This is a genomic window from Streptomyces europaeiscabiei, from assembly GCF_036346855.1.
Classification (GTDB): domain Bacteria; phylum Actinomycetota; class Actinomycetes; order Streptomycetales; family Streptomycetaceae; genus Streptomyces; species Streptomyces europaeiscabiei.
This window is the reverse complement of record NZ_CP107841.1, coordinates 5,496,808-5,513,034: the sequence shown is the minus strand read 5'-3', so window position 1 is coordinate 5,513,034 and position 16,227 is coordinate 5,496,808. Positions and strand designations below refer to the sequence as shown.

The following is a 16,227-nucleotide window of genomic DNA, read 5'->3' as shown; positions in this document are numbered from 1 at the left end:
GCCCCGCCTAGGCCGTCTCTGACGGCTCTTGAAGCCGTTCGCGAGCGGTCACGGACGAGTCCGGTGGGGCGGCCGGCGCCTCACGAGTCACCTCGCGCGGCGCCGATCGGCCGGATGATCTCCGACCAAGGGCCATCAGAAGCGCTCTAGGCGGTCGCCCCCGGGCCGAACGGCGCCGGTCGGCCGGCGGACACGCGGACGCCCGGCAACGACGGTCCGTCCATGCGAGCCGACTTGTAGGGTCCGGACGGTGGAGAGATCGAATGAGGGTGTGAACGGCGCAGCGGCGTCGACGCTGCTGGACGTGCTGCTCGGGGCGGCGCGGGAGGCACCCGGCCAGACCGTCGTGCACGTCCGGGGGGACGGCGGGGAACACACGGTCACCTTCGCATCGCTCCGCGACGACGCACTGCGCGTGGCGGGCGGCCTGCTCGCCGCGGGCGTGACACCCGGCACCCCGTTGCCGCTGGTCGCCGACCGGGGCGACGCCTTCCAGCCCATGTTCTGGGGCGCGCTGGCGGCGGGAGCGATACCCGTCCCCCTCGCCCCGGAGCCCCGCCGGATCGGCCCGGTGTGGGAACTCCTCGGCCGGCCGCCCGTGGTCGTGGACGAGGCCACGACCACCGTCGTCACCGACATGAGCCACGGCAAAGGGAAGACTGGCAGCCAACTCCCCGGAGAGATAAGGGTGTTGAGGCTTAACGATCTCCGTCGCGGCCGCCCGCCCCGGCACCTCCACCACCCCTCCCCCCACGATGTCGCCTTCCTCCAGTTCTCCTCCGGCAGCACGGGCGCCCCCAAGGGCGTGGAGCTGACCCACGCCGGCGTCCTCGCCAACCTCCGCCAGATCCGCGCCGCGATGGCGATCACCGCCGACGACGTGCTCGCGACGTGGATGCCGTACTTCCACGACATGGGTCTCATCGGCACGCATCTCGTCCCCATGGCCGCGCGTCTGAAGCAGGTACGGATCGAGCCGCTGTCCTTCGCCAAGCGGCCCGTCCTGTGGTTCGAGGCCGTCGCCCGCCACCGCGCGACCCTTCTGTCGGCCGCGAACTTCGCCCTCGCCCTCGCGGTACGCCGCGTCCCGGCCACCGCGCTCACCGCCCTCGATCTCAGCTGCGTACGCCTGCTGCTCGTCGGCGCCGAGCCCATCGCGCCGCGCGTCTGGCGGGAGTTCACGGCCCTGACGGCTCCGGCGGGGCTGGACCCGCGCGCTCCGCTGCCGGTGTACGGGCTGGCCGAGGCCACGCTCGCGGTGACCGTACCGCCGCTGGGCGAGACCGCCACCCCGCTGGTGCTGGACCGGGCCGCGCTCGGCCGGGGGCGGGTGGCCGAGACCGAACAGGGGCCGCACGCCGTGGAGTTGATGGACCTGGGGCGGCCGGTCGAGGGGTGCGAGATACGGATCACCGGTGACTCCGGGGGTCCGTCGGGTGAGCTGCGGGTCGGGCATGTGGAGGTGCGGGGGCCGCAGTTGGGGCGCGGATACCACCGGGCGCCCGGGGCGAGCGCGGAGGCGTTCGGGGCTGACGGCTGGCTGCGTACCGGTGACCTGGGCTTCCTGCGGGACGGGCGGCTGTGCGTCACCGGTCGCCACAAGGACGTGGTGTTCGTCAACGGCCGTACGTTCCACGCGGCCGACCTGGAGGAGACGGTCGCCGCGACGCCGGGGCTGCCGCCGGGGGCCGTGGCGGTCGTGGGGTCCACCGATCCGGACGGCGGGGGCGAGCGGGTCGTCGCGTTCGTGCAGTGGGCGCGGCCCGCCCCCTCGGCTGCGGCTCCGGTGCTGCGGGTCGCCGCCGGACGGCTGCGGGAGGTTCTCGGGCACGACGACGTACGGGTACTGCCGTTGCCGCCGGGGGCGTTCGCCCGTACGACCAGCGGGAAACTGCGCCGGGGGGTGCTGCGGGCGCGCTTCGAGGCCGGGGCGTACGCGGCGGTCGAGGGGCGTTGGGGCGAGGGGCGTCGGGGCGAGGGGCATTGGGGCGATGCCTCGCGTGCGGCGGTGGGGAGTGCGGCCGGGGTGGGAGGGGACGTCCCCCGGGTCGTCCCCCGTTCACTGCGGGAGGTTCAGGAGGCGGTACGGGGGGTGTGGGCGCGTGTGCTGGAGGTGCCCGTGTCCGAAGTGGGGCTGCGGGAACGGTTCTTCGACCTCGGGGGGTCCTCGCTCAAGGCGATGGCTGTGCTGGCCGGGCTGGAGGACGTCTTCTCGGTGACGGTGGAGCCGGGCGCTCTGCGGGATCACGACACGGTGGCGGGGCTGGCGGGTTACGTGGTGGGGGTGTTGGAGGAGGGGGATTCGGGTGCGCGGGGGCGCCTGACAGCTCAGGGGGAGCCGGCTGGTGGTGACCACGGGTCCGTCGGGGCTGGTCGCGCGGTTCCCCGCGCCGCTGAAGAAGGGCCTGCGGCCCTTGCGAAGCGCCCGGGTGATGCCGACGCCGGTCCTGTCGGGGCTGTTGCCGTGCTCTCCGTCGCCTGTCGGTTCCCGGGGGTCGAGACGCCCGAAGCCTTCTGGGAGTTGCTCGCAGGCGGTGGTGACACGGTCGGCGGCCTGCCCGGGGGCCGGTACGGGGACGGGCCCCGTACGGGCTCCTTCCTTCCCGATCCCGCCGCCTTCGACGCCGTCTTCTTCGGTATGGACGACGTGGAGGCACGGGCCACCGACCCACAGGCACGGATCTTTCTGGAGCTGGCCCATGAGGCTCTGGAGCGTGCCGGGTACGCGGGGCCCCGCCGGGCCGGCCGCCGGGTCGGGGTCTTCGCGGCGACCGGTGACAGCGGGTACCGGGAGATCCTGGCCGAGGCCGCCGACGGGGATCTCGCCCGCCACCCGGCAGCCCTCACCGGCAACCTCCCCAACCTGATCGCCGCCCGCGTCTCCCAGCTACTGGACCTGAACGGCCCCGCCCTGGCCGTCGACACGGCCTGCTCCTCCGCGCTCGTCGCGCTGCACCTGGCCCGGCGCAGCCTGCTGTCCGGTGAGTGCGACCTCGCGGTGGTCGGTGGCGTCAACCTGGGCCTGACCCCGACCGGCCACCGCCTCCTCGAAGCGACGGGCGCGCTGTCGCCGACGGGCCGGTGCCGTGCGTTCGCCGCCGACGCGGACGGTTTTGTACCGGGAGAGGGCGGCGCCACGCTCGTCCTCTCCCGCCTCGACGACGCCCGCGCCGCCGACGACCCGGTCCTCGCCCTCGTACGCGGTACGGCGGTGAACAACGACGGCCGCTCCCTCGGTCTCCTCGCCCCCACCCCGCGCGGGCAGCGCGAGGTGATCGGCCGGGCGTACGAGGAGTGCGGTGTCGATCCGGCCGACGTGTCGTACGTCGAGGCGCACGGCACGGGTACGCCGATCGGTGACCCGGTCGAGGCGCAGTCGCTCGGCCGGGCGTTTCCGCCCCGCGCCGACGGGGTCCCGCGCCGGCTCGGCTCGGTCAAGGCGAACCTCGGGCACCTCCTCAACGCGGCCGGCATGCCCGCCCTCGTCAAGGTCGCCCTCGCCCTCTCGCACCGTCGCCTCCCGCCCTCCCTCCACGCCACCCCGCCCGCCCCCTTCCTCGCACACACCGCCCCCGGCTTCCGCCTGGTCACCGAGCGCGAGGAGTGGACCGGCACGGAGGGCCGCCCCCTGACCGCCGGCGTGAACTCCTTCGGCTTCGGCGGCACCAACGCGCACGCGATTCTGGAGGAGGCGCCGAGGGGAGTGGTGGAGGAGGAGGCGCCGAGGGGAGTGGTGGCGAAGGAGAAGGCCGCCGACGCGACCGCGACACCCTCGGCCACCGGCGGCCCGCATCTCCTGACCCTGTCCGCCCGTACCGCCGGCGCACTGCGCGTCGCCGCCGCCGAGTTGGCCGCGTATGTGCGGGCCCACCCCGGACTGGACGAGGGTGACGTGTGCGCAAGCGTCAACACCGCCCGGGACGAGGGGCCGTACCGGATCGCCGTGGTGGCGGAGGGCGAGGGCGACCTCGCGGGGCGGCTCGAAGCGGTCGGGGCGATGGATTGCAAGGATCCCGCAGATTCCGCAGTTCCCACAGATTCCGCAGATTCCGCAGATTCCGCGAGCTTCGCGGCGCGGGGACCCGTACGGGCTCGGCCCCGCACGGTGTTCGTCCTTCCCGGTCAGGGAGCCCAACAAGCCGGTCTCGGACGGGAGTTGTACCACTCCGCGCCCGTGTTCCGTGACGTCCTGGACGAGGCCTCGTCCCTCACCGGGCCGGTGCTCGGACGCACCCTGGCCGCGTGGTGTCTGGACGAGTACGCCGACCCCGCCGACCTCGCCCGGACGGAGGTGACTCAGCCGCTGCTGGTCGCGTTCGGGGTGGCGTTGGCCCGGCAGTTGGGCGCCTGGGGGGTGACGCCGGACGCGGTCGTGGGGCACAGCGTCGGCGAGATCACCGCCGCGTGCGTCGCCGGGGCGCTGCCCCTGGCCGAGGCGGTCGGTTTCGCCGCCGAACGCGGACGCCTGATGGGTGGGCTCGCCGCGCCGGGCGCCATGGCGGCCGTACGCGGCGACGAGGACACCGTCGCCGCCGTGGTCGCCGAGTACGACGGCACGCTGTGCGTGGCCGCCGTCAACTCACCCGTACAGGTGGTGCTGGCGGGCGAGGTGTCGGCCGTCGACCGGGCGGTCGCGGCCCTCACCGCCCGGGGCGTGGCCGCCCGCCGCCTCCACGTCTCGCACGCCTTCCACTCCCCGATGCTGAACCCCGTACTCGACCCCCTCCACAACGCGGCGAAGGCCCTGACCGTCGCCCCGGCCACCGTTCCGATGCTGAGCACGGTCACCGGCCGGTGGGGCCCCGACCTGACCCCCGGCTCCGGCTACTGGCGCGACCACGCGGTCCGCCCCGTCCGCTTCGGCACGGCCGTCGCCCGACTCCTCGACGAGGGCTACGACACGTTCGTCGAACTCGGCCCCGGTTCCTCCCTGTCCGCCCCGATCCGCGCGACGGCCACCGCACAGCCCGGCGTCACCCCCTCCGACGTGACCGTCCTGCCCGCGCTGCCCGCCGCCTCGGACGGCCGGGGGGCCGGCTCCGGAGCAGGGGTGTTGCTCGGAACCGTCGGCCGACTCTGGACCCGTGGGGCACCGCTGTCCCCGACGGCTCCGGCCTCTCCGGCGTCCTTGGCCCGGAGCACGGCACGGCGACGGGTGCCCGTCCCCACGTACCCGTTCCAGCGCGGTCAGTACTGGCCGGAGCGCCTCGACTCGGCACCCGGGCCCGGTACGGCGCCTGCGCCGCGTACGAGGCCTGCGCCGCGTACGGCAGCACCCTCCTCGCCGGACGACATACCCACCCCGCAGCCGCTCCTCTGGCGCGACGCCCCGCTGACCGCCGCCCCCGGGCCCCGCGTCGTACGCCTGACCGGCGCCGACACACCGCTCCGCCGGGCCCTCCACGACCGGCTCACCGGGCGCGGAGTGACGGTGGCGGGGTCGACGCCCGTGCCGGGGCGGACGCCCGTGCCGGGCCGGTCCGACGGGCCGGGTCCCTCCGAAGCCCCGGCGGAAGCCGAGGAGACGGCCGCCGCCCCGGAGGCCGTGCTGTGGTTCGCCGGTGACACCACGGCCACGGGGTCGGAGACCAGCGCTGCCGTCGCGGCCCTGCGCGAGGTACTGACCGCGCTCGGCACGACCCCCACCCGTCTGCTGCTCGTCACGGAGAACGCGTACACCACCGGCAACGGCGACACCGCCACCCGTTCCCGCCCCGCGCAGGCCCTCCTGCACGGCTTCGCCCTGGCCCTCCCCGAGGAACTCCCGGGGCTCTCCTCCCTGAGCGTCGACCTGACCTCCCAGGACGCGATGGACGAGCGACTCGTCGCGCTGGAGCGCGAGTTGGGCGCCGCAGCCCCCGGCGCGGTCGGCACCGTCGCCTGGCGGACGGGCCGCCGGCTCGCCCGTACGGCCGTAGCCCCAGCCACCCCCGGCTCCCGCACCCCCCTCCCCCCGAACGGCACCTACCTGATCACCGGCGGCGCGGGCGGCCTCGGCTCCGCGCTCGCCCGTGACCTCGCGGAGCGCGGCACCCCCACCCTCGTCCTCACCGGCCGCACGGCCACCCCGCCCCGCGCCCTGCTCACCGGCCTGCGCGCCCTCGGCGCCCGCGCCCGCTACCAGGCGGCCGACGTCACCGACGCGGCCGACGTCGACGAACTCGTCGCCGGACTGCCGCCGCTGGACGCGGTGTTCCACGCGGCGGGTACGGCCCGCCCCGGCAGCCTGCGCGGCAAGCCCGACGACGAGATCGAGGCCGTACTCGCGGCGAAGGTGCGCGGCACGACACTCCTCGCCGAAGCACTGCGCAGGCACGGCCAGGAGAACGCCGTGTGCGTGGCCTTCTCGTCCGTCTCCGCAGTACTGCCCGGCCTCGCCGGCGCCCTCGGCGACTACGCCGCCGCCAACTCCTTCCTCGACGCCTTCGCCGGCGCCGAACGCGCCGCCGGCCGCCCCTGGCAGTCGATCGCCTTCGGCCCCGTCACCGACACGGGCCTGGCGAGCGGGACGGCCCCGCACACCCGGCTCCGGCCCCACGAGCTCGCCCCCATGACGGCACAGGCGGCACTCGCCGGTCTCCACGCGGCGGTCGGCCTGGACGCGGCGCACATAGTGGTGACGGGCTCGAGTGCCGCAGCCCCGGCGGCCCGCGAGGGTCGCAGGCCCTCCAGTGGCGCGGAGAACCGCGCGACCGGCCACAACGCACCCGCAGCCGTCACCGCCACCGCCACCGAACTGCCCCTCCCGAGTCATCAGGCACCCGCTGGCACCGGCACCCGTACCCCCGCTCCCTCCCAGGTCACCACCCTCATACGCCGTCTGCTCGCCGAAGCCCTGCACCGCTCCCCGCAGGACATCGGCGACGACGAACAGTTCCTCACCCTCGGCCTGGACTCCCTGACCGCCGTCGACCTCGCCCGCCGCCTGGAACGCGAACTCGGCCGCCCCCTCCCGGCCACCCTCCTCTTCGAACACCGCACGATCGGCGAACTGGCCACCCACCTGGCCACCACCCCCACCCCACCGGCACAGACGCCGAGTCCGACGCCCGGTCCTACGCCCGGTCCCACGTCCTTTCCCACGTCCGGTCCCACGCCCGGTCCCACGCCCGGTCCGACCTCCGAGCCCTCGCCGACGACCACGGCCGGACCCCACCACCACCCCCTGACCCCCCTCCAACTCGCCTTCCACACCACCGAAACCCTCCACGAGGGCATCACCGCCTACGGCTACGTACGCCAGAGCGTCAGCGGCCCCCTCGACACGGTCCTCCTCGGCCGGGCACTCGCGCGCCTCGCCGCCCGTCACCCCATGCTCCGTATGCGGATCACCGGCGACGGCGGCGCACGCCCACGCCGGTACGCCGCCCCCGCCGGGCCCGTGGACACGGCGCCCCGCTGGTACGAGGTACGGGACACGCACGACCTGCGCCGGCTGGAACAGGACCTGTGCAACCGCCCGTTCGACCTGACGACGGAGGACCCGGTACGAGCCGTCCTCGTCCACGAGCGTGACGACGCGGACCTCGCCCACCTGCTCCTGGTCGTCCACCACTCCGCCGCCGACGGCTTCAGCCTCAAGCTCCTCGCCGAGGAACTCTGGTCGCTCTACACGGCCCTGGCGCGCGGGGACGACGACCCGCTCCAACTCCCTTTGCCTCAAGCTGAGTTCGGCGACTACGCAGCCGCCGTGACCGCCGAACGCCAGTCCCCTGCGTTCGCCGAGGACCAGCAGTACTGGCGCGAACGCCTCGCCGATCGCACCATCCCCTCCACCTCCCCCTCCCTGCCGTACGACGGCGACCCCGAAGCACCCCCCACCCCGCCCCTCACCCACCACCGCACCGGCATCGACGAGGCGCTGACCGCCGCACTCCGCGAGACCGCCGCACGGCACGGGGTCTCGTTGTTCCACCTGCTGCTGGCGGTGTACGGCCGTTGCCTGGCGCGGTGGAGCGGGCGGCGGGCCGTCGCGGTGAATGTGGCGCGGGCCCGGCGGGAGCTCCCGATCACCGGCATCGACCGTCTGGTGGGGCCACTGGCAGACACCCTGCCGGTGTTCGTGGACGTCGACCCCGACGAACCGGTCACCGCGCTCGCCGACCGGCTGCGGCGGATCTGGCGTGAGGCCGAGGCCCACTCGACCCTGAGCAGCACCGACATCGCCCGGCTGCTGTCCGAACTCCGGCCCGCCACGGGCCCGGCACCGCGCACGGCGGCCGAGGCGGGGTTCAGCTTCGCCCGCTTCCCGGTGGTCCACGGCCCCGACTGGCCGGTCACCGTCACCCCGACGGCCGCGGCCACCGCCACCGCCGCCACCCGGCTCGGCCTCCTCTGCTGGGAGGCCGACTCCGCCCTGCGCCTGTCGTGGAATTACCCGGCCCGGCTGTTCCGCCCCGAGACCGTACGCCGCCTCGCCGACGAGTACGTCACCGAACTGCGCGCCGCCGTCACGGTCTCCTCGGACACCCCGACCGGAGCGGTCGGCGGCGCCATCGTGGACCGCCTGTGCGCCCAGTTCCGCGCCACCCCCAGGTCCATGGCCGTCGACACCGGCGGCCCGGCCACGCTCACCTACGCCGCCCTCGACACCGCCTCCGCCGCCCTCGCCGCCCGACTGCGCGCCCACGGTGTGCGCCCCGGCGACCTGGTCGGACTCCTCACCGAACCGGGCGGCACGGACACGGTCACCGGAGTCGTCGGCATCCTGCGCGCGGGCGCCGGCTGGGTACCGCTGGACGCCACCCACCCCACCGCCCGGCACCAAGACCAGTTGTCCCGTACGGGAGTACGGGTACTGGTCTGCGACCGGGCGACCCACGAGGCGGCCACCGGCCTGGACGGCGTCACACCGGTCCCGGTGTCCGAGCCGTCCGACACCACACCGATCCCGGAGCCCGAGCCGTCCGACACCACACCGGCCGCCGACACCGAAGTCGACACCGAAGTCGACACGGAAGTCGACACGGAAGTCGACGCCCTCGCCCCCGCCCTCGACCCCGAAGGCATCGCCTACGTCATCTTCACCTCCGGCTCGACGGGCCGCCCCAAGGCCGTTCCCATCACCCACCGGTCGATGACGAACTACCTCGACTGGTCCCTGGCCACCTTCGGCTACGGCCCCGGTGACCGGCTCGCGCAGACCGCGTCGGTCTGTTTCGACGCCTCCGTACGGCAGTTGCTGGCCCCGCTGCTGGTAGGCGCCACGGTGCACACCCTCTCCCGCGACCTGCTGCGCGACCCCGAGGCCCTGCTCGACCGCGTCGTGGCGGACCGGATCACGGTGTGGAGCTCTGTCCCGACACTGTGGGAACGCCTGCTGACCGCCGCCGAAGAGCGCACCCGCGCGGACGGCACGGCCCCCGACCTTTCCGCCCTGCGCTGGGTCCACGTGGGCGGCGAGGCCCTGCCCGCGGCCCACGTACGCCGCTGGTTCGACCTCCTCGCCACCCCCGCCGCCGACAGCCCGCGCCCCTCGCATCACCCCCACCGGATCGCCAACCTCTACGGCCCGACCGAAGCCACCATCAACGCCACCTGCCACATCATCGACACCCGCCCCGCCGACGACGTACGCCACCTCCCCATCGGCCGCCCCGTCGCCGGCACCGAACTGACCGTGGTCGGCGAGGACGGACGCGAACGCGCCCCCGGCGAACCCGGCGAACTCCTCATCGCCGGAACCGGCCTCACCCCCGGCTACCTGGGCGACCCCCACCTCACCGCCGCCGCCTTCACCGAACGGGACGGCCGCCGCTGGTACCGCAGCGGCGACCGGGTCCGCCGTACGGCCGACGGGGTACTGGAGTTCCTGGGCCGGCTCGACGACCAGGTCAAGGTCCGCGGCCACCGCGTGGAACTCGGCGAGGTCGAGGCCGCCCTGCTCACCCACCCGGGCGTGGCCCGCGCGGCCGTGCTGCTGCGCGACGGACGGCTGGAGGCGTACGTCGAGCCCAGGACCGGCGCGCACACCCTCGACCCCCGCCGGCTCGACCCCCGTGAAGTGCGCGCCTTCCTCTCCCGCACCCTCCCCCCTTACATGCTCCCCGCCCGCGTCCACTCCCTCCCGGCCCTCCCTCTGACCGGCACAGGCAAGATCGACCGCAACCGCCTCGCTCCCCGCAGCGAAGCAGCCCCGCGCGCGGCCAACGAACCCCCGCACACATCAACTGAATTGCCACGCACTGCCACTGAATTGCCGCGCACTGCCACTGATTTGGCGCGCACGCCCACTGACTTGGCGCGCACGCCCGTCGACCCCCCGCGCACGCCTCCCGCGACCCCCACCGAACGCCTCCTGGCGCGTGCCTGGTCCGAGCTGCTGGACGTACCGGAGTTGGAGATCGGCCGTCAGGACGACTTCTTCGCGCTCGGCGGCGACTCCATCACCGTGCTGGAACTGTTCTCCCGCCTACGCCACGAACGCCCGGCGCTGCCACGCCCGACCGCCGTCTACACGCACCGCACACTGGTCGCCCTGGCGGCGGCCATCGACGACACCACCGTCCCCACCGTCGCCACCACGGCCCCCGCCGCACCCGGTGAGGACCGGCAGACCGAACCCACCCTCACCCCCTACCCCCTCACCCCCTCCCAACAGGGTTTCCTCCTCGCCGACTCCCTCTCATCCAGCACACTCGGTGCTACCGGCACTCCGGACACTTCCGGTGCCAACCCCGCCTGGCTGGCCCGCTTCCGTATCCGAGGCCCTCTGAACCCGGACGTGTTCCAGCGCTCCGTCGACGTCCTCGTGGCCCGCCACCCCATGCTCCGCACGGTCTTCCCGGCGGGCGCCCGCCCACCCGTGCAGCAGGAACTCCCGGCCTCGCTACGGCTCCCCGTGGAGACGGAGACCCTGGCCCACCCCGGCCTCCTGGAGGAACGGGCCGCCGAGGAGGCCGACCGCCGGTTCGAGCCCTGGGCCTGGCCCCTGCTGCGCCTACGCCTCTTCACCGTCACGCCGGACGAGCACGTACTCCTCGTCCACGCCCACCACCTCATCGGCGACGGCTACAGCGCGGCCATCCTCACCCGCGAACTCCTCACCGTGTACGGCCGTTTCGCACGCGGCCTCCCCCACGGCCTGGAGCCCCTGCACTCCACCTTCCGCGATCACGCACTCCACCGCACCGCACCCCGACAACCCACGACCCCGCAGGACGAGGCGTACCGCTCCCGCCACCTCGCCCCCTACACCCCACCCGTCCTGCGGGCACCCGACCCCGACGGCACCGCTCCCTCCTTCCACACCACCGCCTTCACTCTCGACGCCGACCGCACCCACGCCCTGCGCCGCCTTGCCCGGACAGCCGGCACCACGCTCCACGCCCCGGTCCTCACCGCGTACTACCGCGCCCTCACCACCCTCACCGGCCGCCGCGACCTGGTCCTCGGCCTGGCCGTCACCGGCAGGGACGAGTCGGCTCAGGACGCACACCACGTCTTCGGCCCGTTCGCCGAGGCGGTGGCACTGCGCCCGGCACCCCCGACCGACGGCGAACCCGCGACCGACGGCGAACCCGCGACCGTTGGCGAACTCCCGCCCCCCGGCTTCGACGAGGACCTCCGCCGTATCGCCAAGGAGTCGGTCGCGGCCCGCACCGCCGGCCCCCTGGACCTCCGCACGGCCCAAGGCCTCCCCCGTACCGCCCAGTTCTTCTTCACGTTCCTCGACTTCACCGCCCTGGGCACACCCCCCGACACCCCCCTGACCCTCCGGGCCGACGACACCGGGACGGAGCTGGCCCCGCCGCCGGTGGGCACCGACGTCTTCCTGGCCGTACGCCCCTCCCCGAACGGCGAGGGCCTGCACGTCACGGCCCGCGCGTCCGCGAGCGCCGTCACCTCCGAAGAACTCATCGTTTTCGCAAGAGAGTTGAGCCAGCAGCTGGCGGAAGCACCGCGCAACGACGCCACCACCCCCGCCCCACCCCTCGACGCGGCCCTCATCGGCTACCTCCCCGCCCCCCACCACCTGGCCGCCTTCGCCGGGCTCCCCCCGGACACGGCACCCGGCCGGGAGGCGATCCGCGCCCTGCTCTTCCCGGACGGCCGGGCCAGGCTTCTGGAGAGCATCACCACGCCCCTCGGCAGATCCGGCTTCGTCTCGCTCCCCCTCTTCGCCGACGAACTGACCGGCCCGCTCCCCACCGGCGACCTGGCCACCCTGACCGCGCACGCCGTGGAGCACGCCGCGTCCCTCGGCGCCCGCTGCGTCTCCCTGGCCGGCATGATCCCGTCCCTCACCGGCTACGGCTACGACGTCCTCCGCAGGACCGCGGCGACGACCACGACCCTCACCACCGGCCACGCGACCACGACCGTCGCCGTGGTCAAGACCGTCCGCACCGCCCTCGACGCGACCGGCCGCGACCTCGCCGAACTCACCCTCGCCGTCGTCGGCTGCGGTTCCATCGGCACGTCGTCGCTACGTCTGCTCCTGGCCCGCAGCCCCCACCCGCCGGCCCGGCTCCTGCTCTGCGACGTGCCCGGCAGCGCCCCCCGCCTCCGGCGGCTGGCGGCCGAGCTCTCCGCCGACCACCCCGCCATGGCCGTACAGGTCGTCGAGCCGACGGACACCGGGGCCCTCCCCGCCGAGGTCTACGGGACGGCCGACGTCATCGTCACCGCGGTCAGCGGCGGCCCGACGACCCTGCTGGACGTCGACCGGCTGCGGCCCGGCACGATCGTCGTCGACGACTCCTTCCCGCACTGTTTCGACACCGCGCGGGCCCTGGACCGGATGAGGCACGAGCAGGACGTCCTGATCGTCGGGGGCGGCCTGCTGGCCCTGGGTTCCACCGAGACGCACCTGTCACCGGACCTCCCGGCCGCCGCCCTCACCGGCCACGCCACCGCCCGCGCCCAGCAGCACCTCGCACTCCACCTCCCCGGCACCCTCGCCTCCTGCCGCCTGGAGTCCCTCCTCCACGCCCACCTCGCCGACCCGGACTCCGGTACGGAACTGCCCCTCATCCACGGCCTGGTCGACCTCCCCCGCGCCCTCGCCCACTGGGACGCCGCCGAAGCCTCCGGCGTCCACCCGGCCCCCCTCCACCTCCTCGACCACACCATCGCGCCGGAGACCCTGACCGCCCTGCCCCCACCACGGAGGTCGCGCTGAGCGCGCTCACGCTCCGGTCCTGCCCCGTCAGGCCGGTTGGGAGGTCACCGCGTCTGCTTGCGGGTCTGCTTCACTTCCCGGTCAACGGCCCAGGCGTCGGCGACCGGGCCGAGGTGGCCGAGCTTGTCGGGGTTGATGACCGAGCGGATGGTCTGGATCTGCCCGTCGAGCACGTCGAGGGCGAGGATGTGGAGGACCTTGCCGTCGCGGTCGCGGAAGAGCGCGCCCGGCTGGCCGTTGACCTCGCGCCGTTCGAACGTGATGTCGACCCGCGCCATCAGCGGGTAGACGCCGGCGAGCAGCCTGGCCACGTTCTCGGCGCCGGCGACGGCCCTGGCCAGCTGCGGGGCCTTGCCGCCACCGTCCCCGACGAGCTGGACATCGGCCGACAGCAGACTCTGCAGTCCGTCCACTTCCCCCTGCGCCAGAGCCTCGAAGAAGCGCCTCGCCAGCTCCTGCCGCTCCTGGCGGTCCGCTTCGAACCGGGGCCGTCCCTCGTTCATGTGACGGCGCGCCCGGACGAGTAACTGTCGGCATGCCGCCTCCGAGCGTCCCACCGCCGCGGCGATCTCGTCGAAGCCGAAGGCGAAGACCTCCCGCAGCACGAACACCGACCGCTCCAGCGGGCTGAGCCGCTCCAGGAGCAGCAGCGCCGCCATCGACACCGAGTCGGCCAGCTCCGCCGCGCGGGCCGGGTCCTCGTACGGATCGTCCAGCAGCGGCTCGGGCAGCCACGGTCCGACGTACTCCTCCCGCCGCACCCGGGCGGAGCGCAGTACGTCGATGGCGATCCGGGTCACCGTGGCCGACAGGAACGCCTTGGCCGACACGGGCCGGGTGGTCGAGGCGTCGTAGCGGAGCCAGGTCTCCTGCACCGCGTCCTCCGCCTCGCCCACGCTGCCCAGGATCCGGTACGCGATCGAGAACAGCAGCGGCCGCAGCTCCTCGAACTCCTCGACCTTGCCCACGCCGACTCCCCCTTGCTGTCCGAGCGCCCGGCCGGACCCACGCCGACGAGGCATCTTTCGAAGATCATCCGATGGATGAGCGGAGCGGGCAACGCTCGCACCGCGACCGATCCGATGGCCTTGGTCATGGCGTCCCGGCCCGGGCAGGCCTGACCCGGGCCGGAGTGCGGTGCCGGTTCAGTGGAACTGGCCGACCTGGTAATCGCCGGCCGGCTGCTGGGTGATGATGTTCAGCCGGTTCACCGTGTTCATGAACGAGACCAGCAGTACGAGGGCCGTGAGCTGATCCTCGTCGTAGTGCTGGGCGGCGCGCTTCCACACCTCGTCGCTGACCCCGGTGGCCGCGTCCGCGACCCGGGTCCCCTGCTCCGCCAACGCGAGCGCGGCGCGTTCAGCCTCGGTGAAGACCGTTGCTTCCCGCCAGGCCGCGATCAGGTTCAGCCGCACCGGGCTCTCGCCGGCCGCGGCGGCTTCCTTGGTGTGCATGTCGATGCAGACCGCGCAGCCGTTGATCTGGCTCACGCGCAGCGCCACCAACTCCTGCGTCGTGGCTGACAGCGGCGATTCCTTCAGCTCCCGGCCGGCCGACATGAGGTGCTTGAGGGCCTTGCCGGTGGTCGGGTTGGCGAAGTAGTTCAGTCGCGCGTCCATCGTGTGCTCCTCCACGTGTGTCGATGCCTTCACCCCCGAGACGAGGCGGCCCCTGCTCCTGTGACATGGCGCGGCGTGACCCATGTCTCCGCGCTGTCCGCGATCGGGCATGTCACAGGCCGAGTCGCTGTCTCGTCTCGGGTGCTGAAGTCCTCGATCAGGGAGTTGACTATGAACGTCGCGCTGTGGATCACCGCCGGAGTGCTCGCCGCCGTCTGCCTGGTGGGCAGCTCCAAGATGTTCGTGCCGCAGGAGAAGCTGGCCGCGATGGGCTCCTCCGCACAGTGGGTCCTGGAGTTCAGCCCCGGCGCTCTCAGGGCCATCGGCGCCGTCGAGCTGCTGGCCGCGGTCGGCCTGATTCTGCCCGCGGTGCTCGACATCGGCCCGGTGCTGGTGCCGCTGGCCGCCACCGGACTTGTTCTGCTGTTCGCCTGCGCTGTCACCATGCGTCTGCGCCGTGGCGAGAAGGCCACGATCGCCGGCGACCTGATCTACCTCGCCCTGGCTGCCTTCCTCGCATGGGGCCGTTTCGGTCCCATGCCCTTCGCCGGCTGACCACCGGCACTCGGCTCACTCCTCCTGGCCGTCGTCGTCATCGTCGAGCCGACTCCGGCCGTGTCGGCTCCTCGGCGAACTTCCCGTACGCCTCGGCCTGGTCACCGCCCCGGCCACCGTCACGATCCGCCAGGGCGAGGACATGGGCCGCCCCAGCGACCTGCGGATCGACGTGTCCCCCGTGGACCTCCGCACCCGGGTCACCGGCCAGGCGGTCCCGATCGCCTGACCCCACACGCACAGCGGGCGCCCTCCGAACGCACCCTCCATCTTGATACTTGCCTAACTCAAGCAATGTCTATATTGTTGAGTGAGTCAAGCAAGTCAGTGTCGCCCCCATCCGAGCCGCGACACAGGAGCGGACGGAGACCGCCATGGACGACGCGCCCCAGCCCTCCGCGGCGCCCACCACCCCCGCACCCCCCGGCCCTCTCTCCTCCTTCGCCCGCTTCGTCCTCTTCGGCGGCGGACTCGGCCTCCTCTCCAGCGGCGCAGTGACCCTCCTCGCCGGCTCCATGCCCTGGGCGCTGGCCAACGCGGTCATCACCATCGCCTCCACCCTCCTCGGCACCGAACTCCACGCCCGCTTCACCTTCGCCACACCCCACCGCCCCGGTCGGCGCGAACACTGGCAGTCCGCCGGCTCGGCCGCCGCCGCCTACGCGGCCACCACCGCCGCGACGCTCGCCCTCCACCTGCTCCAGCCCTCCCCCGGCACCCTGGCCGAACAGGCCGCCTACCTCACCGCCTCCGCCCTCGCCGGCACGGGCCGCTTCCTGCTCCTCCGCCTGGTCGTCTTCGCGGGCGGCCGCAGCCACACCCCGAAGCGGACACCGACCCCCGCGCCGCAGCTCCGCGTACTAAAAGTTGCTTGACTTAAGTAAGTCATCATGATTGCGTAAGTCAAGCAAAGTAGGCGTCTCAGGGCAC

5 protein-coding genes and 1 pseudogene are annotated in these 16,227 nt (G+C 73.7%); 4 read left to right on the top strand and 2 right to left on the bottom strand.

Annotation, left to right across the window (positions count from 1 at the left end):
* Positions 1–250: 250 nt before the first annotated feature.
* Positions 251–13,123: a non-ribosomal peptide synthetase/type I polyketide synthase gene (locus OG858_RS24115; RefSeq protein WP_328544465.1), complete on the top strand. Its 12,873-nt coding sequence runs from the start codon at positions 251–253 to the stop codon at positions 13,121–13,123.
* A 44-nt stretch (positions 13,124–13,167) separates the two neighbouring features.
* On the opposite strand, the gene OG858_RS24110 is transcribed toward OG858_RS24115, so the two are convergent.
* Positions 13,168–14,091, bottom strand: coding sequence for an RNA polymerase sigma-70 factor (locus OG858_RS24110; RefSeq protein ID WP_086750990.1), 924 nt, complete (start codon positions 14,089–14,091; stop codon positions 13,168–13,170).
* Between the two features lie 177 nt (positions 14,092–14,268).
* Positions 14,269–14,742, bottom strand: a complete 474-nt coding sequence (locus OG858_RS24105; protein WP_086750991.1) for a carboxymuconolactone decarboxylase family protein — start codon at positions 14,740–14,742, stop codon at positions 14,269–14,271.
* A gap of 171 nt (positions 14,743–14,913) precedes the next feature.
* On the opposite strand from OG858_RS24105, the gene OG858_RS24100 reads away from it, so the two are divergent.
* From OG858_RS24100 to OG858_RS24090, 3 genes and pseudogenes are all read left to right on the top strand, one after another.
* Complete coding sequence (locus tag OG858_RS24100; protein ID WP_319067711.1) at positions 14,914–15,297, top strand: DoxX family protein; 384 nt, start codon at positions 14,914–14,916, stop codon at positions 15,295–15,297.
* 91 nt (positions 15,298–15,388) lie between these two features.
* A pseudogene (locus tag OG858_RS24095) lies at positions 15,389–15,526 on the top strand (phenazine biosynthesis protein PhzF); the annotation flags it as partial.
* Between the two features lie 145 nt (positions 15,527–15,671).
* Entirely contained in the window at positions 15,672–16,172 is a 501-nt protein-coding gene (locus tag OG858_RS24090) for a GtrA family protein (protein WP_319067710.1), read from the top strand.
* The last annotated feature ends 55 nt before the right edge of the window (positions 16,173–16,227 follow it).